Genomic DNA, 14,878 nt, shown 5'->3' with positions numbered 1-14,878 from the left:
TCAGCAAGTCGTGGTAATTAGTAGGCCGTGACGAACACGTCGATTAATACGAAACAAGTAAGCGGCGAATAAACCGATTACAGCTGTTGGTTAACAAAGCTCATCATCTTGTCTACCGACGAGATTACTTTCGAGTTCATTTCGTAAACACGTTGAGCTTCGATCATATTTACAAGCTCTTCGGTTACGTTTACGTTCGATGTTTCTAACATCGATTGGCGGATGTTGCCTAGGCCATCAAAGCCAGGAACTCCTTCTTGTGGGTCGCCACTCGCACCTGTCGGCAAGTAAAGGTTTTGACCTACTGGTTCTAAACCGCCTGGGTTTACAAAGTCAGTGATAGTGATTTGGCCTACAACAACGTTGTTCTGCTCACCACGGAGACGAACCGATACTTCACCGTCGTTACCGACTGTCACCGAGATTGCATCTTCAGGGATAACGATCTCTGGTTGTAGCGGGTAACCTTGACCCGATGTCACGATTGCGCCGTCACCGTTCAGTGTGAATTGACCATTTCGGCTGTAACCTGTTTCACCATCTGGCATTTCAACTTGGAAGAAACCGTCGCCTTCGATCATCATGTCGAGGCTGTTAGATGTAGTCTGCGCGTTACCGTGTGTGTGAACCTTTTGAGTCGCAACCACTTTAGAACCCGCACCTAGCATCAAACCACTTGGCAACTCAGTATTCTGAGACGACTGACCGCCAGGCTGGTTGATGTTCTGGTAGAACAGATCTTCAAATACCGCGCGGCTCTTTTTAAAACCAATCGTCGAGGCGTTGGCAAGGTTGTTTGAAATCGTTGAAATATTGGTTTGTTGGGCGTCTAAACCTGTTTTACTTACCCATAATGCTGGATGCATAGCAATTTCCTTTAAATTCTATTAACTCATACGAAGCAGTGAATCAGACGACTTGTCCATTTCCTCTGCTGTACTCATCATCTTGACCTGCATTTCAAACTGACGTTGTAAGTCAATTAGGCTGGTCATTTCACCTACGGCATTTACGTTACTGCCTTCGACCGCACCTTTTAGCAACGTTACCGCTGCATCTGCTTCGTATGCCTGATCTGGGTTTTTCGAACGGAATAGACCGTTCGTATCTTTAAACAAACTTTGGTTGTCTGGGCGTACAAGTTTAATACGATCAACCACCTCCAATTCCTCAGCTGGAGCGCCTTGAGGAATGACTGAGATCGTGCCGTCTGTACCAATTTCTACTTTACTGATTGGGATTGGCAGTGTGATTGGCGCGTCGTTTTCGCCCAATACCAAGTGGCCACTTGCATTGGTCAACAGACCGTTTTGGTCAACCTTTAGGTTACCATTACGAGTTAAGCCTTCACGGCCAGTGTTATCCATTACCGAAATCCAACCATCACCTTGGATAGTGACATCGAGATCACGGCCAGTAGTAACAACACTACCCTGCGCAAAATTATGTCCCGGACGCTCTGTCATGCTGAAAACACGAGTAGGCATACCTTCGCCATACGCTTGCATTGAACGCGCTTGTGCTAAATCAGCACGGAAACCCGTTGTACTTACGTTGGCAAGGTTGTTTGCACGTAGCTGCAAAGCTTGCATATTTTGCTTAGCGCCACTCATGGCAAGAAACAGTGCGCGATCCATAATTTTGCTCCAAAAATCATCTTCTGGAGATAATAAAGCAAACACTGTGCCAATATTTTTAGCTGTTATTTATCAAAAGTTTAAATAGAAAACAAACAAGAAAGGTGATCATAAAAGGATCATTGAGGAAGAATTGTTGCCAGTGGTATTACCGTGCGGCAATAAAGGCGGCAAATATAAGGCCAAACAACAATACCCAATTCAATAACATTGAATTGGGTATTCGCAGATGATTCAAACGTTAGAAACGATTAACGAATCTGAAGAATATTCTGTTGTAGTTGGTTGTGTACTTCTAGAGAACGAGAGTTCGCTTGGAAGTTACGTTGAGCAGAAATCAAATCAACCAATTCTTGAGTCATATCGATGTTCGACTGCTCCAAAGAGCCATTGTTGATGCTACCAAATGAACCTTTGTTCGATTCGCCCCAGATTTTGTCACCCGAGTCGTTAGTAGAATCCCACTGAGTACCGCCTTTCTTATCTAGACCCTGCTCGTTTGGTACACGTACTAGGCCTACACGACCAAGCATCACGTTTTCACCATTTGAGTAAGTACCTAGAACACTGCCGTACTCATCGAAATCGATTTTTGTTAAGAAGCCTGTTGTCGCACCATCTTCATCAAACTTAGTCAGTTCAAACGGAGCCGCAAACTGGGTTGAAGAATCTAGACCAAACTTAAGCACTTGTGTTGGATCGGCACCATTAAGATCGATAGGATTAGCACCTGCACCTAGAGGTTCCGAGTTAATCGGCTGACCACTGTTCAGGCTTGCTAACGTACCGTCATTGTTGAACTTCATTGTGTGACCAACATGGCCTTGAGCATTCGTTGCATCACCACCAGTGATGTTGATTGGCTTCTCGCCAGTCTCATCAGACATGGTGTAGTACGTCTGCCAAGTGTTTGGTTGGGTTTGATCTTTGAGGTAGTAAGTCGTTAACTTGTAAGACTGACCCATAGAGTCGTATACCGTCGAAGACGTTGCACGGTTATAGGTATCAGCATCTTTGAAGTTAAATGCAGCCGGATCTTTAAGGTCACCGTTTGCAGGAAGGTTAACCCCTACTTCAATGTTTTCTGTCTGTTTTGGCTTACCAAATTCAGCTGGAATGTCGAGCGGCTTTGGCGCATAAGAAAGAACCTCACCCGAGTTTGGATCAACATCATAACCTAAAAGAAACTCATCATTAGCCGTAACCACGTAGTTGTCTTTGTTTAGGTGAAATGCACCATTACGTGTTAGTTCGTTAATCTCCGGCACCATACGGTCTTTTGCTACCGCAAAGAAACCTGTACCACTTACGCGTAGATCCATTGGGTTGTTTGTATAAATACTTGAACCTTCGTGGAACTGTTGCGCCACTTGGCTAGCTTGCGCACCGCCACCTGACGTCGTTTTTGCATTTGTGAACAACGAGTTTGAGTAAACATCACCAAATTCAGCACGAGACTCTTTAAAGCCAAATGTGTTTGCGTTCGCAATGTTGTTACTGGTTGTATTCAGGTCTAATTGTGCAGCGGATAGGCCGCTTAAAGCTACATATGACATTCCAATATTCTCCTAATCTATCTAGCTAGCATGTTCACTCACTTAAGAGCTACGCTTTACCAACTTCTAGTACTTCAGCAAGTCGTACTGGCGATGTGAAACCAGCCAGATTGAGTAGCACGTTGCCATCACCCTTACCAAGAAGCACACTGTTCACGTTCGCATAACTGGAAACTTGGAACTCTGTGTTCTCGCCATCTAGTAAACCCGACGCTTTCACGTTGTATTTACCCGCCGGCAATGGGTTACCGTCTTCGTCTTTGCCGTCCCATTCAACACGTGTATCGCCTGCAGGTTTAGAGCCGATATCAAAAGTGCGAACTAACTGGCCCACTTCGTTCTCAACACGGACCATAACGTTGTCCATCGCTTGAGGAAGCTTAACCATAGCCGCCATACCGCCATCACCTTGCTTTACACCTGCCGCACCAGGAACCAATACATCACGGCCAACCAAAGAGGATGCCTGAAGTGCTTGGTTAGAGGTCATTGATGAATTCAAGCTTTCAAACTGTGTATTCATTTTGCCAATGCCATCTACGGTCGCAAATGAAGCCATTTGCGCAATCATCTGGTCATTGCTAACCGGCTTGAAAGGGTCTTGTTGTGCTAGTTGCTTAGTCAACAAAGATAAGAAGTCTTCTTGTTTAAGATCCTGCTTACCTGTTGTTTCGTCGGGCTTCTTAGCGCCATCTTGAAGACTCTTCAGCTGGTCAACATAGGACAAGCCGCTTTGACCAACATTGTTGTTGATTCCAGCCATGTGCTACCTCCTTATCCTTATTGACCCATCTGCAGCGTACGCAGCAGCATTTGTTTACTCGAGTCAGCAACCTGTACGTTTGTTTGGTACGCACGTGATGCCGAAATCATGTTTGCCATCTCTTCCATAACGTTCACGTTAGGCTTGTAGATGTAGCCTTCGTTGTTCGCTAATGGGTGGTCAGGGTTGTACTCCGCACTCAGCGGCTTATCGCTTTCTACAATACCCAATACTTTCACAGGCACAGTGTGGTCACTGTTGCGTGCTCGATTTAACTCTGCGCCGAACACTGCATGACGAGCCTTGTAAGTTTCTTCAGCAGAACTGCTTACACTGTCCGCGTTTGCAAGGTTGCTCGAGGTCGTATTTAGACGAACAGATTCAGCACTCATCGCAGAACCAGTCACATTGAATACATTAAATAAGCTCATCTAATTATTCCCCTTTAATCGCTTTAGTTAAATTCTTGAACTTACTTCCTAAGAAGTCGAGAGAGGCTTGATGCCTAATTTGGTTTTGCATGAAAAGGTTTCTTTCCAAATCCAAATCAACCGTGTTGCCATCTCCTGTATCAGGTTGTGTAGGAATTCGATACTTCGTTTCCCCGTTCACCGTTGTTGAGGCAGAAATATGCCGACCATCTGTACGGCTAAGACCAATGCTTGCCCCAGAACTTGCCGCTTGCAGTGATTTTTTAAAGTCTAATCCCTTTGCTTTATACCCAGGCGTGTTTGCTTGCGCGATATTGGTGGAAAGCACCTCAGCGTTACGCTCACGTACACCAACTGTGTGCTGGTGAATGCCCAAAGCATTGTCAAAAGAAATAGCCATGTAAACCTCAACTCAAGAACTGACTGTTATGAAATAACCAAAGCAATATATATACCAACTTTTTAAAAAAAGCGGTCCATCAATACTTTCACAGGTTACTCATGGGTAAACTTGCAATATACAAGCCAAAAAATAGAGTAAATTGGAATGTCACTCTGACTTAAAGATATAGGTTAAGCAGGAAAAAGAAAACCCAGCACTTGGCTGGGTTTTGAATTTAAGCAGGAACGTCGCACCTTATACTGGTGCTATTCATTACTTTAATTTGTAGATGATACCTGGATTACAGCGAACCATTTCAAAACGATCCGTTAAGCCTGTTAACGATTCAGACGCACCCAATAGTAGGTAACCACCAGGGTTGAGGCTGTTTGCCATCTGGTTAAGTACCTTTGACTTCATATCAGGTGAAAAGTAAATCAACACGTTACGACAGAAAATGATGTCGAACTTGCCTAGCAAAGCATAGCTGTCCATCAAGTTCTGAGGGCGGAAGTTCACCATGCGCTTAACGTTATCTTTCACTTTCATACGACCATCGCCCGCCTCTTCAAAGAAAGTACGACGACGCTCCGGAGAAAGTCCACGTCCCAATGCAAGATTGTCGTACGCGCCAGTGCGGCACATATCCAACATACTTGCTGAGATGTCGGTTGCAGTAATCGATACATTTGGCAACATACCTGGCTTACGAGCTTGAGTCTCAAGAATCGTCATTGCCATTGAGTATGCTTCTTGGCCTGAAGAGCTTGCCGCAGACCAAATCTTAATAGGACGTTTATTTGCCGCTATTTCCGGTAGAAGTTTATCCGCAAGCACAGCAAACGGGTAAGTATCTCGGAACCAAAGTGTCTCGTTCGTCGTCATGGCATCGACAGCAGCCACACGCAGCTCACGGTTTCGACCTGTTACTACGTCTCTCAATAGATCAGATAGAGAAGCCAAATTAAACTTCGCTACTAATGGACTTAGACGACTGCGTACCAAGTACTGTTTGCTGTCACCTAATACAATGCCACATTGAGATTCTAAGAAACGGCTGAAATCGCGATACTCTTGATCACTTATTGTTATAGCAGTCATTAATGTCTCTTTTAGTTAGTTAACGCAGCTTTTACCGCTGCACCAAGCTCATCAGGGTTGAATTTCGCGATGAAGGAGTTAGCTCCAACACGCTCAACCATGGCTTGGTTAAATACACCACTCAATGATGAGTGTAAAATTACGTATAGATCTTTAAGTTCGGCGTGACGACGAATCTCAGCAGTTAGCGTGTATCCATCCATCTCTGGCATTTCAATATCTGAAATCACCAAGGAAATCTGGTCGTAAATACTGCCTTCTGCTGACATCTGCACCAGCTTCTCATAGGCCTCTTTACCATCTTTCACTGAGATAACTTCAAAGCCAATCGACTCAATAGCACGTTGAACCTGCTTACGAGCAACGGTCGAGTCATCAGCAATCAAGATACGGCGAACGAGTTCTTTTTCTTGTTCTACTTCTGCGATTTCTTCAGCGATCTTACTGTCCATGGTTTCATCAACAGGCGAAATTTCAGCTAGGATTTTTTCAACATCAAGAATTTCAACTAACTCATTATCGATATTAGTTACTGCTGTTAGGTAGTTCGCTTTACCAGCGCCATCTGGCGGCGGGAGAATCGATTCCCAGTGCATGTTGATAATGCGCTCAACAGAACTGACCAAGAAACCTTGAATGGTTCGGTTGAACTCAGAGATAACCACAAAACACTTTTCAATATCCGTTGTCGGACGGCCACCAATCGCTAAGCTCAAGTCAATCACAGAGATCGTTTGGCCACGAATGTGTGCGACACCTTTAACAAGTGGGTTTAAATTTGGCATCTTCGTCAACTTAGGGCATTGAAGCACTTCTTTTACTTTAAAGACATTAATGCCGTAACGCTGGCGCCCCATTAGGCGAAAGGTTAGTAATTCTAATCGGTTTTGACCGACGAGTTGCGTACGCTGATTCACCGAATCAAGAATACCCGTCATGAGCTCATCTCCATATCAAACTTTTTTGTATAAAAAGTGTTAGTCTACTGCAGGCTACGAACCACCAGAGAAACGGAATGACGTATTATAAAACAAATTTGCCACCTCTTTCCATAGCAATGTGTAGAGCTACTTTTAAAACTGTCGCTAAGTTTATCGGCATTTTATCAATATTGTTTAGTTTTTTTGTACAAGCTGCGACCCCAGAACAAATTGAGATGATTCAGTCTGCAGCAGAGCAGCACATCCTTGATACAGTTGCACAACCTCTAGGTGGCGAACTCCTTGTAAATTCAGCAAATATTGATTCAAGAATCAAAGCGACAGACTGCCCTATTCCTTTGGAAACCAGTGCCTCAATCACCACCAATACCCGCAGCAATATTACGGTTTTAGTGCAATGTGTTCCTGATGAGTGGCGAGTTTATGTACCTGTAAGACTCTCAATGTCAGTGCCCCTTGTCACGACGACACGCGCACTCGCAAGAGGCGAAGTCGTCGGACAATACGACGTAACCACTGCGATGATTTCTCTTAACAAATTTCGTCGCCAAGGCTTCACTGCTCCAGAGCAAGTTATCGGGGCCAAGGTAAAAAAGAACCTAAGACCGGGTGACGTTGTCGAAAGAGGTGATATTTGTGTCGTATGTCGAAACGAGAAGGTTATCATACAGGCGGTAAAAGGTGGCATGACCATTACCACTAAAGGCACTGCACTTACCGATGGCTCTATGGGCGATCAAGTAAGAGTGAAAAATGATAAATCACAGCGTATAATTGAGGGGATTGTTACCAGCATGTCTGAAGTCACGGTTTACTTTTAACTCTCCACTTCTAAATTGACGGTATCGTTAGCTGTTTTGCTCTCAACTCTAACGCCAAATATAACGGCGGCGGTGGTTTGTCCCTTTTCGACTATTGAGCTAAAAATTGCTAAAGTATTCGAACCCTTGGTCGATATTGACTGTACAGGTTCCCATTTTTGAAGAAAAAGGCTTAACTATGGCAGGCATTGATAATATTCGTTCAGGGCAAACCCTAACGACCACCAACCGATCAGCAGCCCGCTCTGATTCTAGTTCTGAGGCATCACGCTCTGATGTATCAACTAAATCACCGGCGAGCAAAGACGCGGTATCACTTAGCCAACAAGGCAAAGCAATAGGTCAACTTCACCAAGACATGGCAGCAAACCCAAGCTTTGACTCGGTAAAAGTTGCAGCAATCAAAGAAGCAATCGCGAACGGTTCATACACAGTTGACCCAGAAAAGCTGGCCGACAATATGATCAAGTTCGAAAACGAATTAAAAGGTCTTTAAGCACTCCCTTCATATTGAGTGATTAACTTAGAGCACACGAGGTTATTGATAGGTTTACGTTATGGCGGCACTAGCAGATTTAGTTAATTTCCAACTTCAAAATGCCAAAGCCTTATCTGAATTATTAAGTTCAGAGAAAACCGCTATTACGAGCCGACAGTCAACGGATATTGAGCGAATCGCCAAAGAAAAAGTGGTCCTTGTCGAACAACTAAGATCCACCGATCAGCGCATCGCTGCCCATAGCAATATCTCAGAACTGACCGAGAATCCTGAACTCGCTCAGTTAGTCTCAACCATCAAGTCTATTGTGCACGATTGTCATCAAGCGAATCTGATGAATGGCGAAGCACTAAATCGAGCACACCTCAGCTTCAAAAAACTCAGCAACATGATGCAGCAAAGCCACGGCAAGATTGGAATGACTTATAACGCTGGCGGCCAAACGCACACTATTTCAACGCTGGGAACCAACGTAAAAGCCTAGTCAAGCTACCGCTTCAACAACACTACTAGCCCTGTCCTGCTTGTATCTGTATCTATATCTGTATCTGTATCTGTATCTCAGCCTATCTATATTCCGACTCCAATCAAAAGCCACACTCCTGAAAGTACGCCCATGATTACGATAAACAAAAAAGCGGCAAGTATTTTCATACTTGCCGCTTTCTCATTGATATGAGTTATTGATTGCCGATACGCCATCTGGAAAGCGACTGGCAACCAATATCATTTATTCACTGATACTAGAACAGTGTTTGCTGTCTCTTCTCTGGTACTGCTTGAACTTCACCGTAGTTACGTAATTGATCCATCTTGCGAATATCCAACTGAAGCTCGGTCACGTAGCTATCGCCTACTGGGTAACTGCGCACTACTTCTGCACCTCGGATAACCCCATCAACCGCACCAGATGTGCGCTCTGTACCAAGGCGTTGATCTTCAAGTTCAGCACGGCCGCTCACTCGCATACCATAAACTTGTTCTGCAAGTTCGCGATAAGCATCAATCTTAGAGGCTCTCATCGCACGGATACGCTTCTCTTCGTCGTTGCGACCTTTTTGTTCACTGATACTCGCGTAACCAACGGCAACCAAGAAATCGTCTGGTCTCATGCTCTGCAGAGGCTGACAGCCAACAAGCAGTAAAGCGGCAACTACAAACATTAACTTCTTCATCTCGAACTCCTAAGGGCGAAGAATAACAGTATAAGGCTGGCTGATCGTTGGGTCAGAGCGAATGATCACACCATCTTGAGTTCGAATACTGTTGAGAGTATCGAGATCACGACCAATACGGTCTGCCGGTAAGAAGCCTTGTGCAGAAGCCACAACGATACGAGTTTGCATGCCCACCACTCGAGCATTCACAAGTACACCACCCTCTTGGCGCAGCATAGTACCCGTTAGTACGTATTGAACGTCTTGCTCTTGAGCTAAATCTTTCCAGTCACGGCTTATCGCAAAGTCACCTTGATGAGTTACCTGGATAGAACCCGTGGTTTTAAAATCAACCACCTTGAAACCACGACGCTGAAACTGATGAATGAAACCTTCTGATACCGAGTTACCAAGCCAGTTTGTTGTGTCCATGTGTTGCAGGTCAACAAACGAGGTGATCGCAATAGGCGTTCTTGCTGAGATACTTGTATTCGACACGATCAAGTCTTCGGTCATGCTTTCAACAAAGAAATCCATGGTGTGGCGAGGGCTGCCCATCAGCATAAACTGACTGCCTGCGTACTCAGTCTTACCGTTATAGATCGGCGAATAAGCGCATGATGTCAGTAACATGACACTCATTACTACGAGCCATTTTTTCATTATCTAATCTCCAGATAGTTTTAGTGCTACCTGTTCCAATATGTTCTCACCATTATTCTTTTGAATGGATTACAATGTTGGAACAGTCTTTGCTTTTCATTAATGGTTCAGATTAAGAAAAACGCACTTAAGTCAGCTTCAAGCTTATAGTTATTTGTTAAGCAATATTTATACCCAACTGGTAACAAATAGATGATAAAAATAATTTCTTACTTATTTTCAATAGGTTCACTGATAATCACAAGTTTCAGTGCTCATGCCTCATGGTATGAAGTTACCGGTACAGCAACCATCGTATCGTCAGAAGAGACGGCTAGGATCCACGCTCTGGAAGACGCAGTATATAAAGCTATCCAGTTCTCAGGTGCTGACATCGGCAGTATTGCTAACCTAACGCCTTATTTAGATGGCAAGAAAAAGGAATACCAATTTACTAACCACGAAGTACGCTACATCTTGGTTGATAAAGAGAAGAAACGCGGTGGCAATTTAATGATCACCGCAAGGATCGACATCTACCCTTCGGCAAATGCTTGCCATGAGAGCCAATACAAGAAAACCTTCTTGGTGGGTAATATCGATGTCACCTCTCCACAACAAGCCGTGATGGGCAGAATCTACAACATCGGTGACGACTTCAGCCATGTGGTTGACAGACAGTTAGCCAAAGAGTCACGCAGCTTCGTGTCTGTTGGCACTACCAACTACGACATCGATAAACGCCGACCAGAAGTGATCAAGATGATCGCACAGGATACCGGCGCGCAGTACATCATCAGTGGTGAGATTACTGACTTAACGGCAACCATCGAATCAAAGCTATTAAAAGATGACATCATCAACCGTCAGTTTGCGTTAGAGATGCAAGTCTTCGATGGTAAGACGGGACACCAGATCTACACACGCAGCTATCGTGAAGTGGCAAAGTGGCCGTTTGCTAAGACCAGTGAAGTCGACACCCGCAGTGCCCGTTTCTGGGCATCAACGTACGGCAGCATGATGCTGCGTGTTAGCCGCAATATTATGTTGGACTTGGAATCTGAAGTGTCATGTAAGATCACTCTTCCAGAGGTTGCAGCGGTATTTGGGAACACTGTGACCATTGATTTAGGTCGAATGCATGGCGTACAACAAGGTGACAAGTTGCAACTGTGGCACACAGGTTCGTTTATCGACCAACGCGGTTTGCCACACAATAAGGTTTCTCAAAGCGACATCACCCTAACGGTTTCTCGCGTTTACGAAAACGAAGCGGAACTCACGATTGATCAGCCAAGCCTTGCGGGAAGCATTCAAATCGGTGATGTGATGGAGAAAATCATGTAGTTAGCGGCACTCACCACACACAGTATCTAATAAAGCCTTAGCAAAAGTGTTAAGGCTTTATTTTTTTCATGGTGATTAGTTTCGATTTTTACGTATTTGTCGTAATCTTATTAATAACATAATCATCATTTAGTAAACTATGAGTCAGAATAATCTAATTGGTGCTACCGGTTACCGCTTTATCTCGAAAGGTAAAACCGCTTTTAAGATCCACATCCATACTCCCGAAGATACGGTGCTGCATCGTTCGGTTGGTTTTGTTCGTATGGGTGAAGATAAAGCACTGAAGAAAACCATCAAATTAAGAGATGAACTGGGCAGACAGCTTTGGGGTAAGTTTTGGCCCAAAGTCCTCAGAGAGCCCTATCTTATGACGCGTCTGCCTCATAGTTTAGAGCCTAAGATCGTATTCAAGCCAAACCCAACACAAAGTGACCCTGAGCATCGTGATGAGTGTTATATCGCGAAATGGCGAGTGCTCTCCGATGACGGCGGTTACAAATACAAGACCAAAGTCTGCTCCATCAGAAAGCACGGTAGACTGGCCGCTTACAGCCAAACTAAGCGCGCACTACTTGATGCTCACAAAGATGTGATTGATTTACTCATATTCATGGGACGCCTAAACAGCATCGACCTCAAGTAACCCGCAAAATAGACAAAGCCAATTCCCTATGGACGAATACAAAAACAGCCGCACTTACGGCTGTGTTTATTTCTAGAATCGTCATCTTAGCGCTTTGGAATATTGCCACGCACCAAGTAGATGTCCTAGCTTCGGCAGATCTCTGCCAGCGTCGTTAACCGGCGTATTGAGTCTTTCACATAAGGATTGGTTTGATCCCATGCGTAGCCCGCTAAAATCGAGCACACCATTTGTTTAATCTTAGGGTTAGGATCTTGATAGAAAATCACATCCTGCAACGTACCGGAATACCACCCCTCAACATACGTTCTGAAGGTGTTTACACCGACCATCAATGGATCGGCATACTCACGCTCCCAATCGACCTTCTCGCCGTTAAGCTGCTTTTCCACACACTCAACCGCAAACTGTGCCGATTTCATCGCAATCGTAACGCCTGACGAGAACACAGGATCAAGAAACTCACCAGCATTCCCCAGTAGTGCGTATTTGTCAGTTGCAAGATGCTTCACGTTAGCAGAATAACCACCTATCTCACCTGCAGGATTTGGATACTCAGCGTTTGCCAGTATTTCCACCAGTCCCGGCTCTTCCATTGCCAACTGCTTAATCGCGGCAACCTTATCTTCTGGGTAAGATTCAAAGAACTTCGGTTCGCCTACTACACCAAATGAAGAAACACCGTTGCTAAACGGGATCAACCAATACCAAACATCAGGGTTAGTTGGGTGCACAGAGATTAGAATTTTGTTTCGGTCATAATCTAGCTCAGTATCCACCTCAGCAATACGATCGTTAATGTGCGTGAAAATCGCTTTACGAGGTGGAAGTGATGATCGCTCTTCCAGATCAAGCATCTTCGGCAGTACTCGACCAAAACCACTGCCATCCAAAACGTACTGTGCTTCTAGCTGATAGCTTTCTCCATCAAGCACTTGAACGTCTAAAATAGTGCTGTCGTCAGTAAAATTAATGCCCGTCAACTCATGCTGGTAATCGATAATGACACCTTGTGCCTTTGCTTTATCAGCAAGCACCTTATCAAAAGCACCACGTTGAACCTGAAACGTGGTTCCCGGTCCAGTAGAGAACTTATCTTCAAAATTGAACGCGGTGTACACACCATTTTTACGAAATGCTGCACCATCTTTGTGTTGGAAGTTAGCCTGGGTCACCGCGTCGGTCATGCCAGCTTGTTCAATCACTTCCATACAAGCGGGTAACAGGCTTTCGCCAATTGAGAAGCGAGGGAACACGCTCTTTTCGATTACTCGAACATCGATGCCTTTTTTGTGTAATAAAGACGCGGCAATAGACCCTGATGGCCCAGCTCCGATGATCACTACTTGAGTAGACAGTTTTTTCATTAATTTAAGCCATGTTTGTTATGTGTTATTGCGCGCTAGCTTTCAATTCAAGAAGCGTATGACCAAGACCAATATCATCGGTGCGAGTCACCACTTCAAAGCCCGCTTCTTCAACTATCTCTAAGAAATCTTCACTGCGGTAAAAACGACTGTTGCCGTTTGCCAAGCACGTAAAGTAAAGCGAAGTCGCGTTTAAGCTATAAGAAGCCGCATCGTATTTCTGTGCATCCCAAAACAATTCAAGGATATAAACGGTCGCTTGTTCTGACATATGAGAGCGGACACGCTTTAAGATGCTAAGGATTTCCATTGGCGAGAAGCAATCTAGGAACTGGCTCATCCACCAAACATCCGCGCCCCTTGGCAGCGCTTGTTGCTTATCTAGCATGTTGGCCGGGAAAGGCATTACTCTGTTTTGATGGCCATGTTGCTTAGCGTTAGCCATTGCCATTTCTAGCTGCTGTGGTAAATCAACAATCGTGACTTCAACATCAGAGTCATGGTTGCAACACTGCATCGCCCATTTGCCTGTATTGCCGCCAATATCCACCAGCGATTTAGGTTTCTTGCTGAAAACCTTCTCAAGCAAAACTGGGAATGAGCGATCAGAATAAAAGTGGTCAAACTTGAACCAGCTTTCTTTCGCTTTTTCAGGTAATTGAGACAAGCCTTGGTAGATCGTCTCCCAATCCCCTAACTCCTTCAAACCAGCAGGAGTGCCCTCTTCAATCGCTTCAGTGAGATGCATCATCGCGGCGTAACAAACATCGGCTGTGAAATCCATGTTTGCGTTGGTCATGCCGTCGTGCAACAGGTAGAATCCAAGGTTGGCTATCTGATAGTTAGGCTTTTCCCAAACAACAATATGAGCGCTAAGCGCCATATCAAGTAACACTTTCACACCATATTCAGATACAGCTGTTATTTCTGAAATGGTCTCGGCAGGTAAGCCATCGCTCCCCGCATCATCGAGCGCTTTTAAAATACCTAAATCACGAAGTGTACGAGCAGTATGAAAAACAACAGGAGCAAAAGATAATTTTTGTGCTTCTGTTTTTGCTTCTAATGCATTGAATGGATCTATTTTATATTCCGACACGAAAAACCTAACTTAAAAAATATTAGCGGGTTACTCAGCTGCCATTTGTGCAAGCTTACGTTTAATATCAACGTTTAAGTTATTAACCCAGCGATTGTAATTACGGTGTATTTCACCATCGTCATACTTCAAATTCTCTGATTTAACGTAAAGAATAGAGTAAAATTTGTCGTTATAAGGCATATCAACCACTGCGTGATGTGAACGTACATACAATTCCGCGCGGATCAAGCCAGGTTTAACCTCAGAAACTAACCAACCTCGATTTTCAGCAGATTCATAAATAGCTGATTTCACCTGTTTACTTTGAAGATTATGTGCAACTGGAGTATCCTCAACATTCATTACAGGCTGGACACGTCCACACCCTGCAAGAACAAATATGAATAACATTGAAACGGCTATTTTTAGTAATTTCATTTAAATTCCTTACCTGTGTTTATTTATAAGCACGCATAGTATTTAGTTAGACCCAAAGCAAATCAATAC

18 protein-coding genes are annotated in these 14,878 nt (G+C 44.3%); 5 read left to right on the top strand and 13 right to left on the bottom strand.

What is annotated here, in order from left to right:
• Positions 1 to 77: 77 nt before the first annotated feature.
• The 8 genes from flgG to L1D11_RS12215 all read right to left on the bottom strand — a co-directional run bounded on the left by flgG (position 78) and on the right by L1D11_RS12215 (position 6,808).
• Positions 78 to 866, bottom strand: coding sequence for a flagellar basal-body rod protein FlgG (gene flgG, locus L1D11_RS12250; protein ID WP_004739713.1), 789 nt, complete (start codon positions 864 to 866; stop codon positions 78 to 80).
• Between the two features lie 21 nt (positions 867 to 887).
• On the bottom strand, positions 888 to 1,637 hold the full coding sequence (locus L1D11_RS12245; RefSeq protein ID WP_004739714.1) for a flagellar basal body rod protein FlgF: 750 nt from the start codon (positions 1,635 to 1,637) through the stop codon (positions 888 to 890).
• A 251-nt stretch (positions 1,638 to 1,888) separates the two neighbouring features.
• Positions 1,889 to 3,193, bottom strand: a complete 1,305-nt coding sequence (gene flgE, locus L1D11_RS12240) for a flagellar hook protein FlgE (protein WP_239832352.1) — start codon at positions 3,191 to 3,193, stop codon at positions 1,889 to 1,891.
• Positions 3,194 to 3,242: 49 nt separating this feature from the next.
• Complete coding sequence (gene flgD, locus L1D11_RS12235) at positions 3,243 to 3,956, bottom strand: flagellar hook assembly protein FlgD (protein ID WP_239832351.1); 714 nt, start codon at positions 3,954 to 3,956, stop codon at positions 3,243 to 3,245.
• A 17-nt stretch (positions 3,957 to 3,973) separates the two neighbouring features.
• Positions 3,974 to 4,387 carry a flagellar basal body rod protein FlgC gene (flgC, locus tag L1D11_RS12230; protein ID WP_017631739.1) on the bottom strand — a complete coding sequence of 138 codons (414 nt, stop codon included), beginning with the start codon at positions 4,385 to 4,387 and terminating at the stop codon, positions 3,974 to 3,976.
• A 4-nt stretch (positions 4,388 to 4,391) separates the two neighbouring features.
• Positions 4,392 to 4,787: a flagellar basal body rod protein FlgB gene (gene flgB, locus L1D11_RS12225; RefSeq protein WP_004736175.1), complete on the bottom strand. Its 396-nt coding sequence runs from the start codon at positions 4,785 to 4,787 to the stop codon at positions 4,392 to 4,394.
• A 255-nt stretch (positions 4,788 to 5,042) separates the two neighbouring features.
• The gene (locus L1D11_RS12220; protein WP_239832350.1) at positions 5,043 to 5,870 is read right to left on the bottom strand and encodes a protein-glutamate O-methyltransferase; all 828 of its coding nucleotides are present in this window, start codon (positions 5,868 to 5,870) and stop codon (positions 5,043 to 5,045) included.
• 11 nt (positions 5,871 to 5,881) lie between these two features.
• Entirely contained in the window at positions 5,882 to 6,808 is a 927-nt protein-coding gene (locus L1D11_RS12215) for a chemotaxis protein CheV (RefSeq protein WP_239832349.1), read from the bottom strand.
• Positions 6,809 to 6,885: 77 nt separating this feature from the next.
• On the opposite strand from L1D11_RS12215, the gene flgA reads away from it, so the two are divergent.
• The 3 genes from flgA to flgN all read left to right on the top strand — a co-directional run bounded on the left by flgA (position 6,886) and on the right by flgN (position 8,615).
• Positions 6,886 to 7,632, top strand: a complete 747-nt coding sequence (gene flgA, locus L1D11_RS12210; RefSeq protein WP_239832348.1) for a flagellar basal body P-ring formation chaperone FlgA — start codon at positions 6,886 to 6,888, stop codon at positions 7,630 to 7,632.
• Between the two features lie 178 nt (positions 7,633 to 7,810).
• Entirely contained in the window at positions 7,811 to 8,128 is a 318-nt protein-coding gene (flgM, locus tag L1D11_RS12205) for a flagellar biosynthesis anti-sigma factor FlgM (RefSeq protein ID WP_239832347.1), read from the top strand.
• A 61-nt stretch (positions 8,129 to 8,189) separates the two neighbouring features.
• The gene (flgN, locus tag L1D11_RS12200; RefSeq protein WP_061034109.1) at positions 8,190 to 8,615 is read left to right on the top strand and encodes a flagellar export chaperone FlgN; all 426 of its coding nucleotides are present in this window, start codon (positions 8,190 to 8,192) and stop codon (positions 8,613 to 8,615) included.
• 259 nt (positions 8,616 to 8,874) lie between these two features.
• On the opposite strand, the gene flgP is transcribed toward flgN, so the two are convergent.
• On the bottom strand, positions 8,875 to 9,306 hold the full coding sequence (gene flgP, locus L1D11_RS12195; protein WP_004739728.1) for a flagellar assembly lipoprotein FlgP: 432 nt from the start codon (positions 9,304 to 9,306) through the stop codon (positions 8,875 to 8,877).
• Between the two features lie 9 nt (positions 9,307 to 9,315).
• Positions 9,316 to 9,951, bottom strand: coding sequence for a FlgO family outer membrane protein (locus tag L1D11_RS12190; protein ID WP_239832346.1), 636 nt, complete (start codon positions 9,949 to 9,951; stop codon positions 9,316 to 9,318).
• 192 nt (positions 9,952 to 10,143) lie between these two features.
• On the opposite strand from L1D11_RS12190, the gene L1D11_RS12185 reads away from it, so the two are divergent.
• Positions 10,144 to 11,277, top strand: coding sequence for a flagellar assembly protein FlgT (locus tag L1D11_RS12185; RefSeq protein ID WP_239832345.1), 1,134 nt, complete (start codon positions 10,144 to 10,146; stop codon positions 11,275 to 11,277).
• Positions 11,278 to 11,416: 139 nt separating this feature from the next.
• On the top strand, positions 11,417 to 11,923 hold the full coding sequence (locus tag L1D11_RS12180) for a Fe3+-citrate ABC transporter substrate-binding protein (RefSeq protein ID WP_239832344.1): 507 nt from the start codon (positions 11,417 to 11,419) through the stop codon (positions 11,921 to 11,923).
• Positions 11,924 to 12,048: 125 nt separating this feature from the next.
• Here the strand turns inward: L1D11_RS12180 and L1D11_RS12175 are convergent, their stop codons facing one another.
• The 3 genes from L1D11_RS12175 to L1D11_RS12165 are packed head-to-tail and all read right to left on the bottom strand — an operon-like array spanning position 12,049 to position 14,809.
• Positions 12,049 to 13,290, bottom strand: coding sequence for an NAD(P)/FAD-dependent oxidoreductase (locus tag L1D11_RS12175; protein WP_239832343.1), 1,242 nt, complete (start codon positions 13,288 to 13,290; stop codon positions 12,049 to 12,051).
• A gap of 25 nt (positions 13,291 to 13,315) precedes the next feature.
• On the bottom strand, positions 13,316 to 14,389 hold the full coding sequence (locus L1D11_RS12170; protein ID WP_239862549.1) for a methyltransferase: 1,074 nt from the start codon (positions 14,387 to 14,389) through the stop codon (positions 13,316 to 13,318).
• 30 nt (positions 14,390 to 14,419) lie between these two features.
• On the bottom strand, positions 14,420 to 14,809 hold the full coding sequence (locus L1D11_RS12165; protein ID WP_239832341.1) for a hypothetical protein: 390 nt from the start codon (positions 14,807 to 14,809) through the stop codon (positions 14,420 to 14,422).
• Positions 14,810 to 14,878: the final 69 nt, after the last annotated feature.

The organism is Vibrio sp. Isolate32 (assembly GCF_022397955.1).
GTDB lineage: Bacteria > Pseudomonadota > Gammaproteobacteria > Enterobacterales > Vibrionaceae > Vibrio.
This window is presented reverse-complemented; position numbering and strand designations above follow the sequence as displayed.